Annotated in this window: 21 protein-coding genes; 10 read left to right on the forward strand and 11 right to left on the reverse strand. The window is 63.6% G+C overall.

What is annotated here, in order from left to right; all coding sequences use genetic code 11:
* Positions 1–81: 81 nt before the first annotated feature.
* Positions 82–1,986 (forward strand): DUF262 domain-containing protein, encoded by a 1,905-nt coding sequence (locus tag KFB96_RS21940; protein ID WP_213456794.1) that lies wholly within the window; start codon positions 82–84, stop codon positions 1,984–1,986.
* 136 nt (positions 1,987–2,122) lie between these two features.
* On the opposite strand, the gene KFB96_RS21945 is transcribed toward KFB96_RS21940, so the two are convergent.
* Positions 2,123–2,350 (reverse strand): hypothetical protein, encoded by a 228-nt coding sequence (locus KFB96_RS21945; RefSeq protein WP_213456792.1) that lies wholly within the window; start codon positions 2,348–2,350, stop codon positions 2,123–2,125.
* A 297-nt stretch (positions 2,351–2,647) separates the two neighbouring features.
* Between KFB96_RS21945 and KFB96_RS27120 the strand changes: the two genes are divergently transcribed.
* Positions 2,648–3,508 carry a hypothetical protein gene (locus KFB96_RS27120; RefSeq protein WP_300970742.1) on the forward strand — a complete coding sequence of 287 codons (861 nt, stop codon included), beginning with the start codon at positions 2,648–2,650 and terminating at the stop codon, positions 3,506–3,508.
* 284 nt (positions 3,509–3,792) lie between these two features.
* A complete protein-coding gene (locus KFB96_RS27125) occupies positions 3,793–4,323 on the forward strand; it encodes a DUF6399 domain-containing protein (protein ID WP_300971743.1) in 531 nt (176 codons plus the stop codon).
* Between the two features lie 836 nt (positions 4,324–5,159).
* On the opposite strand, the gene KFB96_RS27680 is transcribed toward KFB96_RS27125, so the two are convergent.
* Positions 5,160–5,357: an endonuclease gene (locus KFB96_RS27680; RefSeq protein WP_367114987.1), complete on the reverse strand. Its 198-nt coding sequence runs from the start codon at positions 5,355–5,357 to the stop codon at positions 5,160–5,162.
* A gap of 38 nt (positions 5,358–5,395) precedes the next feature.
* Here KFB96_RS27680 and KFB96_RS21965 point away from each other — a divergent pair, with 38 nt between their 5' ends.
* Both KFB96_RS21965 and KFB96_RS21970 read left to right on the forward strand, forming a co-directional pair.
* A complete protein-coding gene (locus KFB96_RS21965) occupies positions 5,396–5,734 on the forward strand; it encodes a transposase (RefSeq protein WP_213456782.1) in 339 nt (112 codons plus the stop codon).
* 168 nt (positions 5,735–5,902) lie between these two features.
* On the forward strand, positions 5,903–7,492 hold the full coding sequence (locus KFB96_RS21970) for a transporter substrate-binding domain-containing protein (protein WP_213456780.1): 1,590 nt from the start codon (positions 5,903–5,905) through the stop codon (positions 7,490–7,492).
* A gap of 1,284 nt (positions 7,493–8,776) precedes the next feature.
* Here KFB96_RS21970 and KFB96_RS21975 read toward each other — a convergent pair.
* Positions 8,777–9,232, reverse strand: coding sequence for a DUF4304 domain-containing protein (locus KFB96_RS21975; RefSeq protein WP_213456776.1), 456 nt, complete (start codon positions 9,230–9,232; stop codon positions 8,777–8,779).
* Between the two features lie 430 nt (positions 9,233–9,662).
* Here KFB96_RS21975 and KFB96_RS21980 point away from each other — a divergent pair, with 430 nt between their 5' ends.
* From KFB96_RS21980 to KFB96_RS21995, 4 genes are all read left to right on the forward strand, one after another.
* A complete protein-coding gene (locus tag KFB96_RS21980) occupies positions 9,663–10,304 on the forward strand; it encodes a BRCT domain-containing protein (RefSeq protein ID WP_213456774.1) in 642 nt (213 codons plus the stop codon).
* 50 nt (positions 10,305–10,354) lie between these two features.
* Positions 10,355–10,966 carry a GIY-YIG nuclease family protein gene (locus tag KFB96_RS21985; protein WP_213456773.1) on the forward strand — a complete coding sequence of 204 codons (612 nt, stop codon included), beginning with the start codon at positions 10,355–10,357 and terminating at the stop codon, positions 10,964–10,966.
* A gap of 63 nt (positions 10,967–11,029) precedes the next feature.
* The gene (locus KFB96_RS21990) at positions 11,030–11,602 is read left to right on the forward strand and encodes a hypothetical protein (RefSeq protein ID WP_213456771.1); all 573 of its coding nucleotides are present in this window, start codon (positions 11,030–11,032) and stop codon (positions 11,600–11,602) included.
* A gap of 25 nt (positions 11,603–11,627) precedes the next feature.
* Positions 11,628–12,491, forward strand: coding sequence for a restriction endonuclease (locus KFB96_RS21995; protein ID WP_300970743.1), 864 nt, complete (start codon positions 11,628–11,630; stop codon positions 12,489–12,491).
* An 833-nt stretch (positions 12,492–13,324) separates the two neighbouring features.
* Here the strand turns inward: KFB96_RS21995 and KFB96_RS22000 are convergent.
* The 7 genes from KFB96_RS22000 to KFB96_RS22030 all read right to left on the reverse strand — a co-directional run bounded on the left by KFB96_RS22000 (position 13,325) and on the right by KFB96_RS22030 (position 19,106).
* Positions 13,325–13,756 carry a DUF1810 domain-containing protein gene (locus tag KFB96_RS22000; protein ID WP_300970744.1) on the reverse strand — a complete coding sequence of 144 codons (432 nt, stop codon included), beginning with the start codon at positions 13,754–13,756 and terminating at the stop codon, positions 13,325–13,327.
* A 65-nt stretch (positions 13,757–13,821) separates the two neighbouring features.
* Entirely contained in the window at positions 13,822–14,703 is an 882-nt protein-coding gene (locus KFB96_RS22005) for an ImmA/IrrE family metallo-endopeptidase (RefSeq protein ID WP_213456767.1), read from the reverse strand.
* 119 nt (positions 14,704–14,822) lie between these two features.
* Positions 14,823–15,200 (reverse strand): hypothetical protein, encoded by a 378-nt coding sequence (locus tag KFB96_RS22010; RefSeq protein ID WP_213456765.1) that lies wholly within the window; start codon positions 15,198–15,200, stop codon positions 14,823–14,825.
* Positions 15,201–15,214: 14 nt separating this feature from the next.
* A complete protein-coding gene (locus tag KFB96_RS22015; protein ID WP_213456763.1) occupies positions 15,215–16,063 on the reverse strand; it encodes an ARMT1-like domain-containing protein in 849 nt (282 codons plus the stop codon).
* 111 nt (positions 16,064–16,174) lie between these two features.
* Positions 16,175–17,335 carry an ankyrin repeat domain-containing protein gene (locus tag KFB96_RS22020; protein ID WP_213456761.1) on the reverse strand — a complete coding sequence of 387 codons (1,161 nt, stop codon included), beginning with the start codon at positions 17,333–17,335 and terminating at the stop codon, positions 16,175–16,177.
* On the reverse strand, positions 17,332–17,955 hold the full coding sequence (locus KFB96_RS22025) for a hypothetical protein (protein WP_213456759.1): 624 nt from the start codon (positions 17,953–17,955) through the stop codon (positions 17,332–17,334). Before KFB96_RS22025 ends, KFB96_RS22020 begins: the two co-directional genes overlap by 4 nt.
* A gap of 50 nt (positions 17,956–18,005) precedes the next feature.
* Complete coding sequence (locus tag KFB96_RS22030) at positions 18,006–19,106, reverse strand: hypothetical protein (protein ID WP_213456757.1); 1,101 nt, start codon at positions 19,104–19,106, stop codon at positions 18,006–18,008.
* Positions 19,107–19,593: 487 nt separating this feature from the next.
* Here KFB96_RS22030 and KFB96_RS22035 point away from each other — a divergent pair, with 487 nt between their 5' ends.
* Positions 19,594–19,983, forward strand: coding sequence for a hypothetical protein (locus KFB96_RS22035; protein WP_213456756.1), 390 nt, complete (start codon positions 19,594–19,596; stop codon positions 19,981–19,983).
* Positions 19,984–20,023: 40 nt separating this feature from the next.
* Here KFB96_RS22035 and KFB96_RS22040 read toward each other — a convergent pair whose 3' ends face one another.
* Entirely contained in the window at positions 20,024–20,584 is a 561-nt protein-coding gene (locus KFB96_RS22040; RefSeq protein WP_213456754.1) for a hypothetical protein, read from the reverse strand.
* Positions 20,585–20,660 lie beyond the last annotated feature (76 nt).

Raw genomic sequence — 20,660 nt, forward strand, 5'->3', positions numbered from 1 at the left:
TTTACACGATTATTGTTGCGCAATGGAGTATGTCAGTAGAGTTGGCAGAACTAACCAAAAGCGCATTTGGAAAACAAAACCATGCCAGGATCCACGTTCCAAACCAACCCATACGACTTAGACAAGCTGCTTGAGGATTGCCACCGCGGGATACTTCAACTGCCGGAGTTCCAGAGAAGCTGGGTGTGGGACGAGGATCGCATCAAGAGCCTCATTGCCTCCGTTTCCCGCGCCTTCCCCGTGGGCGCCCTAATGACCCTGGAGACCGGCGGCGAGGTCAACTTTAAGCCCCGGACCGTAGAGGGCGCGCCGCCGGACGCCAAGCAAACAAAACCGAACGCTTTGCTGTTGGATGGCCAGCAACGCATGACGTCACTCTACCAGGTCACTCTGCGCGGCAAGGTCGTGGAAACCATCACCCCCAAGAAGAAGAAGGTCCGCCGATGGTTCTACTTGGACATCCGCAAGGCTCTGGATCCCAGCGCCGACCGTGAGGAAGCGGTCATCGGCGTCCCCGAGGACAAGGTCATCCGCAAGGACTTCGGCCGCGAGCCTGTTCTCGATTTATCCACCCCCGAAAAAGAATATGCCCAACTGATGTATCCAGTATCAAAGGTTTTCGAGTGGGACCGATGGCAGGACGCATTTGACCAGTATTGGCGTGGAGATGAGCACGAGCAGATACGCGACGACTTCCGCTCCTTCAAGCGCAATATCCTGGAGAACTTTCGCTACTATCGAGTACCGGTCATCTCTCTGGATCGCTCCACCTCCAAAGAAGCGGTCTGTGTTGTCTTCGAGAAAGTCAACACCGGCGGCAAAGCCCTCGACGCCTTCGAGCTGGTGACCGCCATGTACGCCGCTTCCGGCCATGAGTTACGCAAGGACTGGTTCGGCGATGACGTCAAGCCAGGCCGACACCAGCGCTTTAAAGAGACCCACCGCCCTGCGGACTCGAACACGGGCATTATTGCCGAAGTCAGCAACACCGATTTCCTGCAGGCTATATCGCTCTTCTATACTCGCGACCGACGCCGTCAGGCCGCCGCCGCCGGCAAGACGGGCAAGGAGTTGCCAGCCATCACCGGAAACCGTCAGGCGCTGCTGAACCTGCCTCTGGATGCCTATAAGCAGTATGAAAAGCAGGTTGAAGCCGGTTTCGTCAAGGCTGCCCGATTCCTGCACATGCTGCACATCTACCGCATCTTTGACCTGCCGTATCAGTCCCAGATCGTGCCCCTTGCCGCTATCCTTGCCGACATCGGGGACGCCTGGGAGCATCAGGCAAACCGGGAGAAGCTGGTCACCTGGTACTGGAATGGAGTCTTCGGTGAACTCTACGGCTCGGCTGTGGAGACTCGCATTGCCAAGGACTTCGTGGAGGTGACGGCTTGGCTTCAAGGCGATCCTGCGGCGACCACCGTCACCGAGACCATGTTCCGCGCTGACCGCCTCAAAACCATGCGCATGCGGCTCTCGGCCGCCTACAAAGGGGTCAACGCCCTACTGATGAAGGAAGGCGCCCAAGATTTCCGCTCAGGCCAAAAATTCGATCACACCGTTTTTTTCGGCGAGAACGTGGACATACACCATATCTTTCCCCAGGAATGGTGCAAAAAAAGTGGTATGAAGCCAGTAGAATACGACCCGATCATCAACAAAACCCCTCTATCCTACCGCACAAACCGCATCATCGGCGGCGTCGCGCCTTCGCAGTACTTGGCCAAACTGGAGAAAGGCGACAAATCCAATCCGCCCATCGAGCCGGCTAGGCTGGATGAGTACTTGCGCTCCCATCTCATCAAGCCGGACCTACTCCGCCGAGACGATTTCAAGGGATTCATGGCCGATCGGCAAAACCGCCTTCTAACGCTCATCGAACAGGCAACTGGCAAACCGGTTTACCGGGGTGATATTGCAGAAGAGGGCGAGGACATAGGGGACGACGAAGACGCGGTGGCGGGTGACATGCTTGCTCCAGCTTAATTCCGCTCTAGGCGAAGGCTTTAGGGCCATCGTCCGGGAGGTTCGCTGGATGTAAGAGAAGGCATCGCGCATGCGGAGTCGATCCGTCGAAGGCCCACGGCGCACGACTGCTTCTCGCAGGAACGCCTCGTGTGCGTTATTTCAACTTTATTGATAATCGCTGCCGGCCGCGATCCCCGAGCCGTCGCAGATTGGCACGCAGATCGGTTTCGCAGCCCATGTAGATGGTGTGGCCGATCTCACCCGCGACTTGGGGCCGGCCGACGAGGTGACCGTCGGGCGTCACCGTCAACTCGGCCAATGCGGGCGTCGTGTAGACACGCTCGAACAGATAACCCACGATGGCCCCCATCTGCAGGGACATATCGGGGTATCGTCCTGGGTTGAGCTTGTGACCGAGGTCAAGGATCGTCATGGGTGGAGTATGACCGACAATGCTACCCTCGCGACGGCGTTGTTCATAGTCCCGTCCAAGTCCGAGTTCATGGCTTGGTGATGGGCATGCGGGGATTTGGCAGGACCCACGAAATTTCATACCCTTGGAAGTGCAAACTAACCGAGGGTTCGAAAAGATGTTCGAAGATCCTGCCGAGAGTGACTTTAGACCAAGCGCGGGCGCTGCGCTACCCGGACGTTCGAGACCGGGCCGGAGCATCGGCTCATGACGCGACGCACACGCTTGGAGCAAGCCGAGCACATCGCGGCGGCCGAAGCACGGCTGGCGGCGGGGAGACGCAAACGCGCCGTGGCCACCGAGATGGGTATTGCGCGCAGCACCTTGCGCGACTGGTGCGGGGAGGTTCCGCGCGGGGATCCGCCGACGGGCTTGACGGCCTTCGCACGCACCCCGGAGGGGATCGCTTGGCTGCATCGGATGGTGTTGGCGGCGCATTTCAGCATCACCTTGCGGGCGGCGGGCGGCACCCGGCTGGTGAGTGAATTCCTGGAGCTGAGCGGGCTGTCGGCCTTCGTCGGGGTCAGCGACGGCGCGCAGCACGCGCTCAATGTCGACTTGGAAACGGCCGTGGTCGCGGTGGCCGCGGAGCAGCGTACGGCGCTCGCCGAGGGCATGCCGGTGCGTCAGGTGACGGTGTGCGAGGACGAAACCTTTCATCCGGGGATCTGCCTGGTGGCCATCGAGCCGGAGTCGAACCTCATTGTGCTGGAGCAATACGCCGCGGATCGCACCGCGGCGACCTGGACCGCCGCGCTTCAGGACGCCTGCACGGGGCTCGCCGTGGAGGTGATCCAGAGCACCGCCGACGAGGCCAAGGCGCTGCGTCGCCATGCCGAGACGGACCTCCGTGCGCAGCATTCCCGGACCTCTTTCACGGCCAACACGAGGTCTCCAAAGCCACGTCCTTGGCGCTGGCGCGCGACGTGCGCCGCGCTGAAGCCGGCGTGGCGGCCGCGCAGAAGCACTGGGAGGCCGAGCGCGCGGCGCAGCAGGCGTTCGAGGCGCGCGTGCCGCGCCCGCTCGGGCGTCCACCGGCCTTCGAGACCCGCATTGGCGCCGCCCTGAGCGCGCTGGTCGCCGTCGAAGCCGAACGCGACCGCGCACGGGAGCGGCAGAGCGAGGCGCGCGCATTGATCCGCGAGCTCGGCGTGCTGTATCACCCGTATGATCCGGTGGATGGACAGACGCAGCCGGTGGAGCGCGTGGCGGCGCGCTTCACCGACGTCTGGACGCGCCTGAAGGGATTGGCCGAGGCCGCCGAGCTGCCCGAGCGCGCTCGCGAACGCCTCGCCAAGGCCGAGCGCCTGACCGTGCAGTGGCTCGCCACGCTCGCGTTCTTCTTCGCCACCGTGACCGCCAGGGTCGAGGCCCTCGCGCTATCCCCGGAGCTGGAAGCGGCGGTCCTCGAGCAGCTCATCCCCGGCATCTACCTCGAGCGCGTCGCCGCCCGCAGCACCGCGGCCGAGACCCGACACCGCGTGCAGGCGGCGAGTACCGCGTTGCTCGACGTCCTGCGGCGCGCCGATCATCCGCTGCAGCGTCTCGCGCCCGAGGACAGCGCTCGGGTCGAACAGGTCGCCGGCGCTTGCGCCGATCTGTTCCAACGCAGCAGCTCCTGTGTGGAAGGACGCAACGGCCAACTGTCGCTGCATCATCACGGGCGTCATCGCTTGAGCGACCGCAGGCTCGCCGCGCTCACCGCCGTGCACAACTTCCACATCCGCCGTCCCGACGGCACGACCGCCGCCGAGCGCTTCTTCGGGCGGACACATCCCGCACTGTTCGAGGAGCTTCTCCTGCGTGTGCCCTTGCCGCCGCGACCCCGACGCCGACGGCCACGCCCGCCGAAACTACCCTATCTGATGCCGGTCGCGGCCTGAGGGCGGTGGCCGGGATAATGAACAAGGCCCCTCGCGACAGAGTTAGAGCTCCGAGAACAGCAGTCGCGAACCATTGGATGGGCGCGCGCCATGAGCGGATAGTCATGGATCCCGGCGGGCAGGTCGAGCCGGATACATCTTCAAGTAGTTTTCGTATCGAACACCCGATGACGACGGCAATACACTACATCCGTCCTCGGTCCAACGCATCGCCCGCAACAGCGTGTACACATGGAGGATTTCAGTGAGCAATAACGAATGCCCAAAGTGCGGGTCCCCGAAGCATCCACTCATGGCCTGTCCAGAGTGCGGATTTACCCACCGATTGGCCGCGCAAAGCGCCATACCTGACACCATCGATTCAAGTCCGGCGATAGCATGGCAACCGCCGCCGATCGCCGATCAGACCAAGAGCAGTTCAGCACCCGTCATCAGGCACAAGCGCCGCCGCCTGACCCCCGTGGCCGGCTCGTCGGTCCCCGTTGCGCGGTCTGCGATAGCCCGGCCGTGCCCGGCGAGGCGCTGTGCGCGCAGCATCGCGAGGATTCGGAGTTGTTCGACTAACCTACCGTCGGTACGGTTGCAGAGCCGGGTGGAGTGAGTCGATCTTGATGGGTCCCCGATAGCTGACCACAACCGAGGTAGATCGCGCGCCGAATGAGTCGATGACGGGGAAGAATGGCATGGCCGAAGCATCAACCCCCGCTCATTGGAGGCGTACCTGTACCTGATGGATCTCGGGTGTCGCGGTTCGCAGCAGATCCCTCCCCTGATCAAGTCATTTCGACGAGCCGGGGTGGACCGTCGGGGGCTTGTACGAGCGTCGCGCTGCCGCCTCACGGGCACCCCAACCCCCAAGCCCGACACACCAATTCCGGATGATCGATGAAGGGATTGCGGTTCCCCTGAACCGCCTCGATGCGGTCGTTGCGCTGGCGCTCCGCATCCGTGCAAATAATGCCACTCAACCTCATGAAATATTTAGCGTCTTTCTGGGGATACCTCAGGGACAGACCACGGTTTCCTGCTATCATCGCTCCATCCTTATCCTTCGAGACTGCAGCCGATCGGTATGCCTCGACACGCCCGCATCGTCGCCGTCGGCTTCCCCATGCACGTCATTCTGCGGGGCATCGATCGGACCGCGATGTTCTTCGCCGAGGGTGATTATCGGGTGTTTTCGGGTACCCTGGCGGCGCTTGCGGAAAGCGAGTCCGTTCGCGTCCACGCCTACGTTCTGATGACCAACCACGTGCATCTGCTGATGACGCCTGCCACCGAGCGTGGACCCGCTCGGCTGATGAAGGGGTTGGGCCAACGCTGCTGTATCTGGACCTTGCCGATGCAGACGAGACGCGACGCTCTCGGTACCGAGGGCTCTTCGCCGACGCGATCCCGCAAGACATGCTGACAGCCCTTCGCGACGCGACCAACGGTGGCTTCGTCTTGGGCAGTCAACGCTTTCAAAGGCAGATTGCGACGATGGTGGGTCGGCGCACGTGGCCCGGCACGTCGGGCCGACCGAAGCAAGAGCCGGTCGACACCAATCAGCTCGGTCTACCGACATAGGCACGAAACCATGGTCTGCCCCTGGCTTGCTCTCCGCGCTTGGAATAAGGCTGTTGGCTACCTGAACAGTTACGTAAAAGTGCTGCTCGCTGTCGTTTGTTGCGCTCTTTTCGGGCTCGGCTCTGCGCTGGCTGAGCCGAGCGAGCTCAGGGGCGGTTGGTCGCCAACGATGCCGTACCAGTACGAGTCGGTGACTCCAGGCGGCCTGGGCGTTGTCAGCGGCGTTGATCTTGAAGTGATGAAGGCGGCCGCCCGCCGATTGGGGATTCGCCCGATTTTCGAGGAGGTGTCCCGGGCTGCCAACCTGGAGGCGGTGCGCGAGGGCCGGCTCGACTTCTGCCTTGCGGTGGAGCCGACGGCATCGGAGCGCGAATCGGCCTGGTTTACGGTGCCGTATCGCAGTGCGTCAATCGCGATCATCACTCGGCGCGGCGAAGCGAGAGTGGGGAAGCACGGGGATGATGCAGTCGATAACCTGCGCAACCTATTGGCTGCGGGCACGACAGTCGCGGTCAACCGCTCGCTTGACCCCGGTGCGGAAGCAACCGCGCTCCTCGAGTCGGAAGCCGTTCGCGGCCAGGTGCTCGACACCCGAACCGACGCGGAATCCGTGGCGCTGTTAATGGCGGGCAAGGTTGATGCGGTGATCGGTGATCGGCTCTCAATTGCGAGTGCGGTTGTCGATGTCGGTGCCATCACTCGGGTGCATGCGCTGCCGGGCAACCTGAACCGGCCTGCTTTGAGCATCATGCTTTCGAGAAAGACGGTCTCGCCGACGACCTTTCAGGCGCTTGACGAGGCCCTGCGCGAGATGCACGATTCGGGTGAGCTCGACCGGATTTCGCGCCACTATCTTGCGCCCAAGGTCCTGGAACCGGCCCTGCAAACCCTTTGGTTTCGCAGCTTCGATATCCTCGGCACCATTGCCTTTGCGATCTCGGGCGTGCTGATCGCTCGTCGCGAGCGCTATGACATTGTCGGGGCCTTGGTGTTGGCGGCGTTGCCGGCGGTGGGCGGCGGTGTTATGCGCGATCTGATCAGCGGACGAGCGCCCATCGGCATCCTGCAGTCGCCAACGCTGCTGTTGTTGGTGCTCGGAACCGTCGCTGCCGGTGCGGTCATCTTTGCCGTTCAGGATCTTTGGGGCAAAGGCCAAGCGCCCGCGGAGGCGCCGGATCGGGACGACGGGTTTCGCTGGGCCTCGACACGCGGACTGCTCGAGATATCCGATGCGATCGGGCTCGCAACCTTCACCATTACCGGGGTGATCGTCGCTGCGGTGCAGCGCTCCGAGCCGCTGTGGCTATGGGGCCCGCTCCTGGCGGCGCTAACCGCCGCCGGCGGCGGCGTGCTTCGGGACGTGCTTCGATCGCAGGCGGATATCCCCACCCTAAAAGGCACGATCTATCCGGAGATCGCCTTGTTCTGGGGGTTGGTCTATTCTTTGGTGATCTATTTTCACGGCCAAGAACCGCTCCTGGGCACGGTGATGATGACCACCGTCGTCGTGATTATTGCTGGCTTTCTATCACGGATTCTGGTCGTGCATTTCGGCTGGCAAAGCCTCTTCTTGGGTTTTCCCTCGAGGCGCGGGCGTTGACCTCCGGAATAAGCTCCTGGCGCGGATTCTGACCCCCGCCCTTTTATCGGCTAACCTTGAAACCGTGGTCTGTCCCTGAGGTATCCACAGTGCCGGTCCGCTCACGCAGGCCGCCACTGCGGCGAACAACGTCGCGAGACGTGTGCGGTGAATGGACTGCAGCAACGGATCGAGGCAGCGGTGTAAGAGGGTTCCGACATGCACGGGAGGTCTCCTGGCGGGTTTTGTCGCTGTCCAGGGACAACGACCTCCCGCGCATGTTCCGCATCCGTGCAAATAATGCCACTCAACCTCATGAAATCTTTAGCGTCTTTCTGGGGATGCCTCAGTCACAGTGCTATGTTCTCAGACTAAAAAACACTGCATCCGTCTTCGTTCCAATGCATCGCCCGCAACAACCAGTACACATAGAGAGTTTCATTGAGCAGTAACGCATGCCCCGAGTGCGGGACCCCGAAGCATCCCCTCATGGCTTGTACGGATTGCGGATTCACCCACCGATTGGCCGCACAAAGCACCAAACCGGACAGCATCGTGGCGAGTCCGGAATTACCGTTACAACCGCCGATAATCGCCTATCAGACCAAGGCCAGTTCAGCACCGGTCATCAGACACAAGCGTCGTCGCCTGACCGCCGTGGCCGGCTCGACGGTCCCCGTTGCGCGGTCTGCGACAACCCGGCCGTGACCGGCGAGGCGCTGTGTGCGCAGCATAGCGAGGATGTGGGCCTGGTCGACTAGCCTACTCGGCGATACAGTCGCGGTTCCATCGACACGCACAAAAAACGGGGCCAGCGGCCCCGTCGTCGTCAATTGGGCGCGGCCGACGCCGCGCCGCAGAGGTATCAGGAACCGCCGAGGATGGCGTAGGGCACAAGAGGCATCAAACAAATCGCCACAGCCGTCCAAAAGGCACGGCGGTTCCAGGAATGCAGTGCTTCATCGCTCATCGTTGTCACCTCGATTGATCGTTTGGTTGACGTTGGTCTGTCGTACCAACGATCCCGAAGATTGGAACGGTCCAGCAGGCTTCAACGAATACCGCAGACACTCCGTGGTATATACCTAGTGTTATGGTAGGTCTTTATCCGATGTTCGACCTGAGCCGGACAAAGGGGGCTCAAGGCAGGGTAGGCGGAGCCAGGTGACGTGTTGCCACATATCCCATCCTGTCGCGCGGCCTCTCCGTCCGGCGTGCAGTCCAAGTCCCGCTCCGGGTTGAGCAAGTCGACCGCAATGGGTTCCCGATGGCTGACCACAGCCGAGGTCGATCGCTCTTGCGAGCTCAGGCCCCGGCGAACGGAGCGATATCAGGGCCGACCTCGCGACGCGACAACCACCCATCCACCTGCGGAAGGTCGCCCGCCACCCGCAATGCCAGCCGCTCGTACTTGGCGACATCCTCCCCGAAGCCGGCGAAGCTGAAGCCCGCAAAGGTGTCGTCCGACCGTGCGTCGCGCTCTTGGAGCCGTGCACGATCTCCTACCGGCAGGTAGGCGACCTCGAGCGACTCCTCGGGGATGACCGGCCCCCATGCGGTTAGCAGCGGTCCTCGATCTCTCCGGCCAAACTCAAGGATGAAGCTGCCGCCGTACTTCCAATACTGGATCGACAGCAGATCCTGGGCGTCGTCCCTTAGCCGCATGAAGTGGATGGACTTGCCGACGAAACCGGCCGCAGCGAGCACGGGAACAAGTTGCTTGCGAAACGCCTTGCGCATGAGTTCGCCTTCTCGGGACATCTTGGAACCTCCGTCGTGGGGTGGGGGCTCGACGGCCGAGCCCTGATCACGGACGAGAGCGGTTCTCCCGAGAGGTCGGTAGATGCTCAAATGACGCATGGAACCGACCGGCCTTCGAGCATCCGCTGCGCATGCGGCAGGTTAGCACCCGGCGGGGATGTGGCGAACTATCGCGGTTCCCTCGCCCCGGATGACCGACAACCATGTATCGCATCCGCTCAACCCTGCCACCGACTCTGGAGCCGCGTGACGAGGAGTCGGCTAGATCAATGGGCAACGACTTCTGCATCAACCAGCACTGTGGGTGCTATCCTTAGGGCAATGTCCGCAGCTTGTGGCAGGGCCGGAAACGAGATACGGCACCGTCGCCAGGCCGCCGGGAGAGACAGGAGAGATCATTCGGGATGATCGGTCTGACAAGGAGATAGGCATGCTGGATGAAGACGGCCAACCGCCAAGCCGGTTCAGCCAATCGCGCTTGAGCGATCGAGGTATCGACGAGCTCATCGGGCTCTGTCGAGGTGTACTCGCCGATGGCGTCTTGGTCGAATCGGAGGTGCGATTCCTCGCCGACTGGCTCGATCGGCATCGCCATATCGCCGAGCAGTGGCCTGCGGTCGTGCTGTACAAGCGGATTCAGGAGGTCTTGGCCGACGGCGTCATGGATTCCGACGAGGAGCGCGACTTGCTCGCCACCTTGCTGGACTTGACCGGGGCGCCGGTCCTCGGTGAGTCGGCCGCCAGCATGTCGACCGCGCTGCCGCTCGACGACCCACCACCGACCCTGACCTTCGACGGCTGGTCCTACTGCTTCACCGGCACGTTCGCCAGCGGCACGCGCAGCCAGGTCCAGCAGGTGGTCCGCTCGCTTGGCGCAAAGGTCTGCACGGCACCGACCCTCAAGACCAACATCGTGGTGATCGGCTCCATCGGCAGTCGGGATTGGATCCATTCCAGCTACGGCCGCAAGATCGAAAGTGCCGTCGCGATGCGGGAACGCGGGCATCGGATCGCGCTGGTCGGGGAGGAGCACTGGTACGAGACGGTATCGAGGCTCACGCTCAATGGATGAGCCAAACGTGCGCATCGTGATCGGCAGGCCAGCCGCTTTCGGCTTCGGTTGTGTTCGGGTTTGAGGGCATGACGCTGCCGCCCGAGCTTCTTGCCCCTGCGCGCCTCTGGTCACGCGCAGCGGTTCTCGCTTCTCCCTCGCCGGTCCCGCGCGAGCCGGGCGTCTACGCCTGGTACTTCCGCGATATTCCGCCTGGCGTGCCGACCGCTGACTGTCGACGCTGCGGGGAACTCACGCTGCTCTACATCGGCATCGCCCCGAAGGCGCCACCGAAGAACGGCGCGCGCCCCAGCAGCCAGCGGCTCGTCGATCGCGTGCGCTATCACTACCGCGGCAATGCTGAGGGCTCGACCCTGCGGCTCACGCTCGGGTGTCTGCTCTCGGAGACGCTTGGTATCGAGCTGCGGCGGGTGGGGAGCGGCAAGCGGATGACGTTTGCGGACGGGGAGGGCGCGCTGTCGGGGTGGATGGCGGATAACGCGTTCGTGACTTGGGTTGTGGATCCGGCGCCTTGGGTGTTGGAGGAGGAGCTGATTACGGGGCTGTCGTTGCCGTTGAATCTGGATATGAATCGGGGGCATGCGTTTGGTGCCGCGTTGCGCGACGTGCGGAGGCGGGCGAAGGGGACGGCGCGGGAGCTGCCGGTTGTGGGCAGCGAGTAACGTGCCCTATAAAGGTTTCTTGGCCGGATAGGCTGTTCGTTTCTGTCCTTTCAGGAGGTCCCGATGGGCGGTAACCGATTGAACTGGGATATGGAGAATCGGCGCGCTCGGGCCAGACGTCATGGCTCCGAATCAGCCTTCGTGGATCTTCCTCCGACCGGATCGTTTGCCGACCGCGCCCGCTATTTCGACAAGAGCCAAGGGAAATCACCTAAGCCGCGCGAACCTCTGAAACCCCTGGTCAAACCCGCACCGCTGCGCCCCCAGTCACAAAAGGTGGGAAAACAGAGCCAAGGGACGCCACGGCAGACCACACCGACCACGCAATTGGCGAAATGCCCCGAGTGCGGAGCGCTCGTCAAAAAACTGCGCGCGCACATCACGAAGGCACACCCGGCTTTGGCGGCCACCAATGGCAGCGAGAAAAGGCCCAAGGCGGCTTCCAAGAAGCCGAGTCCAAAGGAGCAACCTAAGCAGCGCAAGGCGAAACAGCAGGTGCAGACGGCCAAGCAACTCTTGCCTGCCCTTGGTCCAGAGCAGTGCCCGTTCTGCGGTGCGCAAGCATCCGATCTGCATGATCACATCCTGGACGAGCATGGATCTGAGAAGCTCGTGCAGTGGATTCTTTCTCGCTGATGAGCAGACAGTCCAGGAGTTGGGCATGGCAAAAGACCAGCAGATCCCGCAGTTTCACGAGCTGATGAACCCTCTCCTAAAGGCGCTCCGCGACCTTGGAGGATCCGGCTCGATTGCCGAAATCGGAACCAAGGTCACCGAATCACTGGAGCTTCCGGAGAGCGTTTTGAACACTCTCCACAACCCCGAGAAGAGTAGCCAGACCGAGTTGGAGTACCGCTTGGCATGGGCGCGAACATACCTTAAGAAATTCGGGGTGCTGAACAACTCGAACCGCGGGGTTTGGGTCATTGTCCCGGAACAACAGCATGTCGAAACCGTTGATCCTCCAGACGTCGTCAAGACGGTCCAGGAGCTCCACCGCCGCGAGCGCTCGACAAAAGAGTCCATTGGATCAATCGACGAGGATCTGCCCGAGGCCGCGGAAAACTGGCGGGCCTCGCTCCATCAAGTCTTGACGAAGGGGATGAGTCCGGATGCCTTTGAACGGCTCGTCAAGAGGATGCTGCGGGAGTCCGGTTTCGTGAAGGTCGAGGTCACAGGCCGCAGCGGCGATTGCGGCATCGACGGCAAAGGGATCATGCAGATCGGTGGTCTGCTCAACTTTCACGTGATGTTTCAGTGCAAGCGATACCAGGGCTCGGTATCGCCGAGTGCGATTCGAGACTTCCGCGGGGCACTCGTCGGCAGAGCGGACCGGGGTCTGTTCGTCACGACCGGCACCTTCACGAGCGAAGCAACCAAAGAGGCCACCCGAGACGGCGCACCGCCGATCGATCTGATGGACGGCGAGCAGCTCATCGACAAGCTGAAAGAGCTTGGACTCGGCATCAGGACGGAGATGGTCGAGCGCGTCGACATCGACGAGGATTGGTTCAAGAACATTTGACACCGCATCAGCCAACGCGGAATTCGGCGTAGCGATCGGAGAGGCCACGTTCTACGCCGTCGTGTCCTCGGTGAATCCCCTTACTTTCGGCAGGATACGTGGTCTTTTCGGCTCACGCCCGGGGTAGCTCATGAAGGCGTTTCAACAGTGTCTTTGAGCGAAAGCTAAGCTGATTGACGGCGTCTTTCCAAGGCTTGATCCATCTGCGGTGAACGATGCCAGCATGGTGCTTAGGATGCGAGGTGAAAGACAGGTCATTTTGCTACCAGACCGCTCCGCTCTCCTAACCTCGCGGACGCATGAGACATCACTTCAACTCGTCACCAAAAAAACATAGCACCGCTACTGTGTTTTGACCTCGGGTTGACGCCGATCAACTTCCCGTGAGTTGGTTCGACACATCATCTAGTTGGCGCTATAGTGGCCGCACACAACATATAGTGGATGAGCTACTGATAACTATCGGATCTCTGGCCTGACACGGCCAAAAAGGCGAAGCCCCATGGAGTTAGCGCTCCATGGGGCTCCAGGCGTAAACCAGTTCTACCGAGGGCAGACGGTTGGTCTACAGGTCTCGCCGCCTTCAGATTACCCGGAGGTCCTCCTAAGAACAAGTGAACTTGTCAAGGAGGTTCCTTTATGGACCTAGCAAGTGGACTACAGATCGCAGCAGCGATCTTGTGGATCCTGGCTGTCCTAGCCGGCAGCCAGTAAGGGATAACGAAGGACAGGGATGTCCATCGATCAACCAGTTCTTCGGCAACGGCAAGACCCACATCATCATCGGCAAGACTCAGATCATCCCTGTTGGTGCGGGACAGTATTCGCCGCCGTCAACGGTCCAAGAGACGCAACGTCTTCCCATCCGCCTCACCCCCGAAATACACCTCCAACACCCGCCGAAACACCGACCCCGCCGGCGACACCTCCGCAAACAGCGTCACACACGAGCGCAGCTTCAAATCATCCGGCGTCCCGAAGATCTCCCGCGCCGAGCGTCCCTGAACTGCCAGCACCACCTCGGCACACTCGACGAGCCGCGGCCCGAGCACCGGATGCTCCAGGTACGCCCACGCTTCGTCGAGACCGCGGATCGCATACCGCCGTGCCGTCTCGCTGAACCCGAGCCCGTCGAGCTGGGGGAAGATGTACCACATCCAGTGCGTTCGCTTGCGGCCCGAGCGGATCTCGGCGAGGGCAGGGGCGTAGTCGTGCTCCTGCGCCCGGAGGAATCGGTTCAGGTCGTGGGGGTCTTCGGTGGCCATCACAGCACTCCTGGTCTGGGCTCGACACCGATCGCTGACGGCATCGGCCATAGTCAAGCCGGTCGCTATGTCCGCTCCACCGGCTGCGTCCGCGACTCCACCCGGTTCGCCGCCTCGAAGATCGCGTACAGGCTGACTTGCGCCAGATCGACCTGGCCGATCAGCGAAGCGAGATAGTCCTTCGAGCGCGCCTGAACCCCGTTGCGCTGGCACACCAGCCAGGCGACCGCCTCGGCCTCAGTCTCGCAGAGCTCGACCGGCAAACGGGATCGATCCGGCCAGCGCCCTTTGCGGTCCCGACCGACGTGCCCGCAGTAGATGTGTCCCAGCTCGTGGGCGAGGGTCGCAAAGCGCGTCGGCAGATCATGCTTGGCGTTTAACCTCACCCGATACGGCATCGCCTTTTGGGCGGGATCCAGTGTCGGTTGAAGCGTGATCCCGGCCGCGGTGCCCGCCAGCAGAGCCCCATACTGGTCGGTCTCGACGACGGTGATCCCGAACTTCTCCGCAGCCTTGCGGGTGTTGTCGTAAACCGCCTGCGGCAGCTCCCCGTCGGCGAAGAGCGAAGACGCCTTCTCGCCGGGGATCTCGCGGCCCTCCGTATCGCTCACCTCGTAGAAGAAGCGCACCGGCCCGAACGGTTGCAGGAGGACGATCGGGATGGCGTCGGGCAGGACGGTGCGACCGCGCTTGCGCCACTGCCGGCGACTGGCCACCGCCGCGGCGCCCGGCCGCTGGACCCTGACCAGCATGGCGTTGTAGACCGAGAGGCTCTTGAAGCTGCGTACGAAGTTCAGGAACGCGTCGAAGGCGCCGGCCCCGGTTGTCGTCAGCGCCTGCTGAAAGAGCCCGTCGATCGCCGAAGCGCAGTCCTCGAATTGGGCGAGTCGGGCGAGGCCCTGTTTGTCGTCGTCTGCTGGCGGGTTAGTCGGTATTGCCTCGGTCATCCTGCGTCTCCGTCGCCGATTGTCGAAGTCCTGTCTGTCCGTATGATGCGCCCGTCGGTGGCTCAGGGGGTGAGCCTGTCACTTCTGGATGTCCTCCCGACCGACCGTGACGCAAGGCATCAACCATCGCACCACCGCCGCCGCCCGATGATCAGGACCGGCAGCAGCATGGGGACCAGCGTCGGAAACACCCACCAAGGCATCAGCTCGCTATCCTCGACCCCGAAAGCCCGGATCGACCACGGCAGCGCAGCCATGAACAGGAGATACGGTGCCACCATCAGCCGCCAATAGCGGGTCCGGGGATAACGCCACGGACTGAAGACGACGGCCGCGCCGACCCCCAGCCCGGTCAGACCGAGGCCGACCAGAGCATCGACCTGCTGACCACGGAACGCGAACAGGATGGCGAGCACCGGGATCCAGCAGAAGGCACCGACCCAACCGCCGATCCAACCGAGCTTCTCGCCGGTACGCAGACGTCGATCGCTCTTCATTTGCCCTCGGGCGTTCATGACGAGGTCGGCCCCTTGACCACAAGCGCTCCCGACGCGACCCCCAGATCGGCGGCGATGACCGCGCATTTGGCCTGCAGCAGAAAAAAGACCGGTGCCGACACGGTGCTGAGCGTCTCGTAGTTGGCCTGCCCCTTCGCAATGATCAGCTCTGCCTCGGCGAAGCGTTCGCGAAAGGGTTCGGCGCACTGCTCGAGCACCGTACCGGGCGCTTGCGAGCCGTTGTCGATGATCTCGGCGATCCGGTCGATCCCGGCAGCCAAGGCATCCTCGCGGGTGGCATCGTTGATGATGGGGCCGCCCTTCACGACGTAGGTCACCGGCCGGTCGAGGTGCTCGATCAGCACCCGATCGAAGACCGTTTCCCCGGCGTTGTCGGCCAGATAGAGAACAACCTTTGCAGACCCGAGCGCATGACGCAACGCCGCGAGCCCATCGATCGCCAGGGGCGCTGCGAGCACCCGCGCCAATGTCTCGTCCAGATCGTAGGTTTCGGACGCGCCCAGATCGATGATGTTGCCCGCGATAGCGATACGCACGGCGATGTCGAGCGGATCGGCCGCCCTGTCAACATGCTCGCGGAGCACGGGCAGCAAGGCCAATGCCTCGCGGGTCGCCTCGGCCTTGGCCTCCCGGTAGGGGTCCGGGTTTGCGGTGCGCGTACGCACCAGGCGGTGAATGTCATCCGCCATGATCGGCGGCGTGGCCTCCTGGGGCAGTGCATGTAGCCGCTCCAGTGTCTCCAGGAGAATCTCACGCTGCAGATCGGGCGTGGCGCCGGCACGGCGCGCTGCGCTCAACGCCTGGCGCAGAAAGCAGGGATAGCAGTCGAGATTCGTGTGCATGGTGCAGTTGGCCTCTTATCCGATGGCGGCAGGTCGGGGATTCGCGCGCCGGCGTCCGATGGTCGCATCGGCGCGCGTCCGGGGTAACACATCGGAGCCTGCCGGATGGGCTCAGTCCCACCACAAGGCGATCGAATGCCTGGCCTTCAGCGATCGGCCCAGCACCCATGCGATGAAGCACGGGTCTTCCGGGTCGGCCGCCGCGATCGTCTTTGCCGCCGCCGGTGTCCACCAGCCCTCTCGCTGTGCCGTCTCCGAGACGCGCGCCAGACCGGCTGCGTCGCCGTAGCCTTCGAGCAGCTCCGGGCAGAGCGCGCCGAGCGACGCGATCAACCGGGACAGGTCGCGCGGGAGCCTGGCGAAGGCGACCCGCAGGGCGTTGTCCGTCACCTCGCTGACCGTGACGCCATAGCCTTGATCCCACAGCTCCAGTTGCCGGACCAGGGCCTCGGTCGTCAACCCGACATTCGGACCGCCGGTATGCTGCTCGGCGAGTGCCGCGAACTTGGCAGGGGGCGCAGGTGGTTGCTCGGATGGCGAGGCAGATCGGCCCCGGTCCATCGCGGCCTGCAACCCATCGGCGAGAGCCGTATGGCCTGCATCACGCGCGAGGAAAGCGGCGGTCGCGCGCGGGTCGCCATAGGCCACGGCGAAGAGGTCGGCCCCGGCCGCGACCAAGAGCTCGACGAGGGCCTGTTGACCGTCGCGGGCGGCCTGCACCAGAGGTGGCTCCTGCGCGGCATGGCGCGGACCGTCCGGCGACAGTCCGTGCTGAAGGAGCCGCCGCAGCATCGCAACATCCTGCCTCATCACCGCGCAACCGATCAGGTCGATAAAGGGCGCATCCGTCGCCGCACCTTGCGCCAACAGAGCCTCCACTTGATCCGAGTCGCCGGCGAGCACCGCCTCCTGCAGCAACAGGGCCGGCTCGTCGCCGCGATCGGCGCCGTGCTCGAGCAGCAGATCGGCGATCCGCTGTTGCCGTTTGGCGACCACCGGATTGTCGCGGGCCGCGAAACAGGCGCCCCACGGCGTCCAACCATTGCGATCGCGCCGGTTCGGGTCCGCACCGTGCGCGAGCAGCACCTGAACCGCGCGCGAGCTGCCCATGCCGCCCTGGATGGCCTCGGTCAGCGGCGTGCAACCGTTCTCGAACACAGCATCGCGATGGACACCCGCCGCGCAAAGCACGGCGATGCGGCGCGCCCCGTCGGGCTGATCGGAGCGCGCAATGGCGAGATACAACGACTGGAGCGGATCATCGCCGGTCATGTATCGAGGTCCCCGGAGTGAGGCGACTGCGTGTCGCCGCCGGGCCTCAGGCCCCTCGCGCGTGGTCGACGGGCCAACAACCGGGTGAACCAGCCGCCACGGCGCTTGGCGAATCCGATGTCCTCGTCCTCGCCACCGGCGAGACGTCGGGTGCCCCATGCTCGGTTGCCATCGATCTCGACCCCCTCCAGACGCTCGCCGACGAAAAGCGACGACGAGACCGAGCGGCCGGAACCGGCCGCGCGAAACGTCCGCTCCAACGCCGCCGCAAACCACCCCGGATCGGCGATTCCTTTCAGTATCCGCTTGAGCAGATCCTCGTACCCGCCGACGATCGCCCGGTGATCTGCGGACGGTGTTGCGGCTCGGGCCGAGGATACGATGCGCTCCACGCCGGCAATCAGCTCGGTGACCATCTCCGCGTTGATCGAGTGCTCGGCACCGAGGTCGCGGAGAATGGCGGCGCCGCTCGGACCCTGGCCGACCAGGCGATTCACTCCGTTCGCGGCGATCTTCATCAGATCATCGCGATCCAGCGTGCCGAAGAAGCCATCCCAATCGCCGTTGGTCATCGCGGCCTGCCCCTCGGCAAAGGTTTCTGCTGGAGTGGTCAGCGCCATCGTCATCTCCCGATGAATGAACCGCCTGATTCGATCCGTTGCCGCCGTGCCTACCGCACCACATACGGCGTCGTCGTCACCCCGGCCGCGCCCGCTCCGACCAACTCATCCGCGTTCGCCAACACCGGCTGAATCCAACCGCTCGCCGCCGACCGCCCCGGGTCGAACGACGCCTCCGTCCAATCCACCCCGGTCAGCAGCACCGACAGCATCCGCGCCCGCTCGGCGCACGACAGATAGAGATTCGTCACCAATCCCGGCCGATAGGCCGTGTTCGGGAAGAACGCCTGGAACGCAAGCGTCCCCTCCTCATAGCCGAAGCTGCCGAACCCGTAGCCCATCGGGGTCTCGCTCAAGGCGCGAGCATTCAGCTCGAGCGCCAGGTGCCGCCCCTCCACGTCCGATGTCACCGACACGGGGAAGCGTTGCCGCAACGCCAAGCCGTGGCCATGCCAGGGGTGGGTCTGATCCGTGGCGACCTCGCAGAGCGAGGAGGCGCGCTTGCCGTGGGGAAACTCCACCGTAAAACCCGTCGCGTCCCCGGTACCCAAAAGGGCAGGGGACTGGTCCAGATAGGTCTCGGCGAAGCGCACGAACTCATCGCCCGGCCAGCGTGACGCCGCCCGGCCCTCGGCATCGAGTCGCAGCAGGGCCTCGGCGATCAACGCATCCGGCTCCGCGCGCAAGCCCCGTTCGGGATGGCCACTCCGGGCGGGCGCAGCACCGACCGCCTCGGCGATGGCCGATACGCCACGATCGGCATCACGGATCTGCAGCATGGCGGCCAGGCCGATCAGACGCCGCATCCAGCCGTCGGTGTCCGCGTAGACCCGCACGAGTGTGCAGAGATCCAGGGTGCGGCGCGCCGGGTCATAGACCGGACCGGCCATCCCCGCCGTGCGCAACATGACCGCCTGGAGCACAGCCAAGACCTCCTCGTCGAGATCCAGGTCGCGCAGCAGCTCGGTGCGAACTTGCACCAGAGCCGCCGGCGCACCGTCCGGCCCGGCTTCTCGGCCGATGACCTCCAGCGTCTGAGCCTGCCGGTGCGGCCACCAGCGGAACCCGCGCTCGGTCTCCTCCGACCAGGCCGCGTCGACCTGGAACAGCTCGGTGCGTAGCCAATCCAGCGTGTTCTGTCCAACGCTCATGCTGATCCTTCCCTCGGGTTGTGGTGGGGCAAGCCGCCGTCGATGCCCCTTGCTGTAACGCCATGCGTGATCCGGTGGATCATGAACCGCGCTTGAGCTGGATCCCATCCTGCGGGGAATGCCCTACCTCACCACATACGGCTTGGTCTTCACCCCCGCAGATCCGGCCCCCACCAACTCCCCCGCATTGACCAACACCGGCTGAATCCACCCCAGCCGGCTCTCCGCCAGCCCCTCGCCGTAGCGAATCCGCCGGAAGTGGCCACACGGGCGCGCCCGGCCCGGTCGGCTGCCGGAAAGGGATGGACGCGACCACGGGATGCCCTCACAGTCGGTGCCCAAGGTGCTGCAACCTCAATGCTCGTGCGCGATACTGCCGCGACCCATCGGTAACCGAGTTCGGCGCGCGCCAACCGAGAGCGTCGCGACGGAGGGCGATGCCGAGTCCTGTCCACTCTATCCCGACGTGATCCGACCTCCGACACCCATGTCCCTACTCAAGCGAAAAAACACCAAACAGAAGAAGATCTCCGCCACCTTCCTGGCGTTTGTGACCCCCACCCTCAACCCTATGGGCCTGTCGCCGGCAGACCCCGAAAGCGAGACCCTGATAAGGGTCTGCTGGGCGACCTGGAATGCCGTGGTCTTCGCCGATTTCGTCGGCAGGACCGATCTCCTCGACGCCTTGCTCGATCCGACACGCTCGAGCCTTGCCTCGGTGATCCTCGTCAAGGCGTTGGTCGAGCGCAAACGATCACGCCGCTTCGCCGCGGACGACCGAGCGATCGGCGACTACAAGATCAGAGTCGTCGATGGCGAGATACGACTCTGGGCCGAAGCGCGCGATCCTTACCCCAAGGATCAGAGGGCATCATGACGGGCATAGGGCGCGGCTTCCCGGTCGGCACCTCGGCCAGCTACGGGTTGGGCAAACGCCCCGACACGCGCTCCGCGATCTGCTTCCCGAAGCTCAGCCGATCTCCGGCGAACCGCCCGCTGGCTGACAGGATGATCTGGTAAGGCCCCTCGAACACCGTGAGCTGGCCGGTATCCGCGTCCCAGCCGGCGGGTCCGGCAAGACCTTCGACGGGTACGGGAACAGCCACGTCGCCGAGCTCGCGGCGCAACTCGTCCACATACTCCGCGTAGGCTTGCGCGGGGTCAGCCGCACCATGCGCCTTGACCAAGAGCCCCACACTGAGCATCGGCGCGTCGGTATGGGCGTTGTCGTAGTTGCACATCGCCGCCCAATACGGCCCGCTACCGAGCGCCTTGCCGTTGGGCACCCCGACAACCGAGCCATACACCGCCTCGACATCCGCCTTGGTCAGCAGCGCGCAAGCATCGACCGGAGGGGGCGCAACGGCCTCCGCCCGGACCGCAGCCCAAGGAGCGCAAAGTATTCCGGCGAGCAGGAGCGGGATCGCCAGACGGGATCCCGACGACGTGGAACAGGGTTCGCAGTGGCTGAGCAGCATCGGGTAGTCCCTTCAGTGGCCGAACGGTTCGATGACACGATGAAAGGTAGCTCACAACAGGCGGCATGATGGCGGC

This window comes from Thiocapsa sp. (assembly GCF_018399035.1).
Taxonomy (GTDB): Bacteria; Pseudomonadota; Gammaproteobacteria; order Chromatiales; family Chromatiaceae; genus Thiocapsa.

Excerpts from the sequence above, each read along its gene's own strand:
- KFB96_RS21940 (WP_213456794.1), top strand. The coding sequence starts at position 82 with ATGCCAGGATCCACGTTCCAAACCAACCCATACGACTTAGACAAGCTG.
- KFB96_RS22010 (WP_213456765.1), bottom strand. The coding sequence starts at position 15,200 with ATGAAGAGCGATCGACGTCTGCGTACCGGCGAGAAGCTCGGTTGGATC.
- KFB96_RS21980 (WP_213456774.1), top strand. The coding sequence starts at position 9,663 with ATGCTGGATGAAGACGGCCAACCGCCAAGCCGGTTCAGCCAATCGCGC.
- KFB96_RS22020 (WP_213456761.1), bottom strand. The coding sequence starts at position 17,335 with ATGACCGGCGATGATCCGCTCCAGTCGTTGTATCTCGCCATTGCGCGC.
- KFB96_RS21995 (WP_300970743.1), top strand. The coding sequence starts at position 11,628 with ATGGCAAAAGACCAGCAGATCCCGCAGTTTCACGAGCTGATGAACCCT.
- KFB96_RS22005 (WP_213456767.1), bottom strand. The coding sequence starts at position 14,703 with ATGACCGAGGCAATACCGACTAACCCGCCAGCAGACGACGACAAACAG.
- KFB96_RS27120 (WP_300970742.1), top strand. The coding sequence starts at position 2,648 with ATGACGCGACGCACACGCTTGGAGCAAGCCGAGCACATCGCGGCGGCC.
- KFB96_RS22040 (WP_213456754.1), bottom strand. The coding sequence starts at position 20,584 with ATGCTGCTCAGCCACTGCGAACCCTGTTCCACGTCGTCGGGATCCCGT.
- KFB96_RS21945 (WP_213456792.1), bottom strand. The coding sequence starts at position 2,350 with ATGTCCCTGCAGATGGGGGCCATCGTGGGTTATCTGTTCGAGCGTGTC.
- KFB96_RS22025 (WP_213456759.1), bottom strand. The coding sequence starts at position 17,955 with ATGGCGCTGACCACTCCAGCAGAAACCTTTGCCGAGGGGCAGGCCGCG.
- KFB96_RS22035 (WP_213456756.1), top strand. The coding sequence starts at position 19,594 with ATGTCCCTACTCAAGCGAAAAAACACCAAACAGAAGAAGATCTCCGCC.
- KFB96_RS21965 (WP_213456782.1), top strand. The coding sequence starts at position 5,396 with ATGCCTCGACACGCCCGCATCGTCGCCGTCGGCTTCCCCATGCACGTC.
- KFB96_RS22030 (WP_213456757.1), bottom strand. The coding sequence starts at position 19,106 with ATGAGCGTTGGACAGAACACGCTGGATTGGCTACGCACCGAGCTGTTC.
- KFB96_RS22015 (WP_213456763.1), bottom strand. The coding sequence starts at position 16,063 with ATGCACACGAATCTCGACTGCTATCCCTGCTTTCTGCGCCAGGCGTTG.
- KFB96_RS21970 (WP_213456780.1), top strand. The coding sequence starts at position 5,903 with ATGGTCTGCCCCTGGCTTGCTCTCCGCGCTTGGAATAAGGCTGTTGGC.
- KFB96_RS22000 (WP_300970744.1), bottom strand. The coding sequence starts at position 13,756 with ATGGCCACCGAAGACCCCCACGACCTGAACCGATTCCTCCGGGCGCAG.
- KFB96_RS21990 (WP_213456771.1), top strand. The coding sequence starts at position 11,030 with ATGGGCGGTAACCGATTGAACTGGGATATGGAGAATCGGCGCGCTCGG.
- KFB96_RS21975 (WP_213456776.1), bottom strand. The coding sequence starts at position 9,232 with ATGTCCCGAGAAGGCGAACTCATGCGCAAGGCGTTTCGCAAGCAACTT.
- KFB96_RS27680 (WP_367114987.1), bottom strand. The coding sequence starts at position 5,357 with ATGATAGCAGGAAACCGTGGTCTGTCCCTGAGGTATCCCCAGAAAGAC.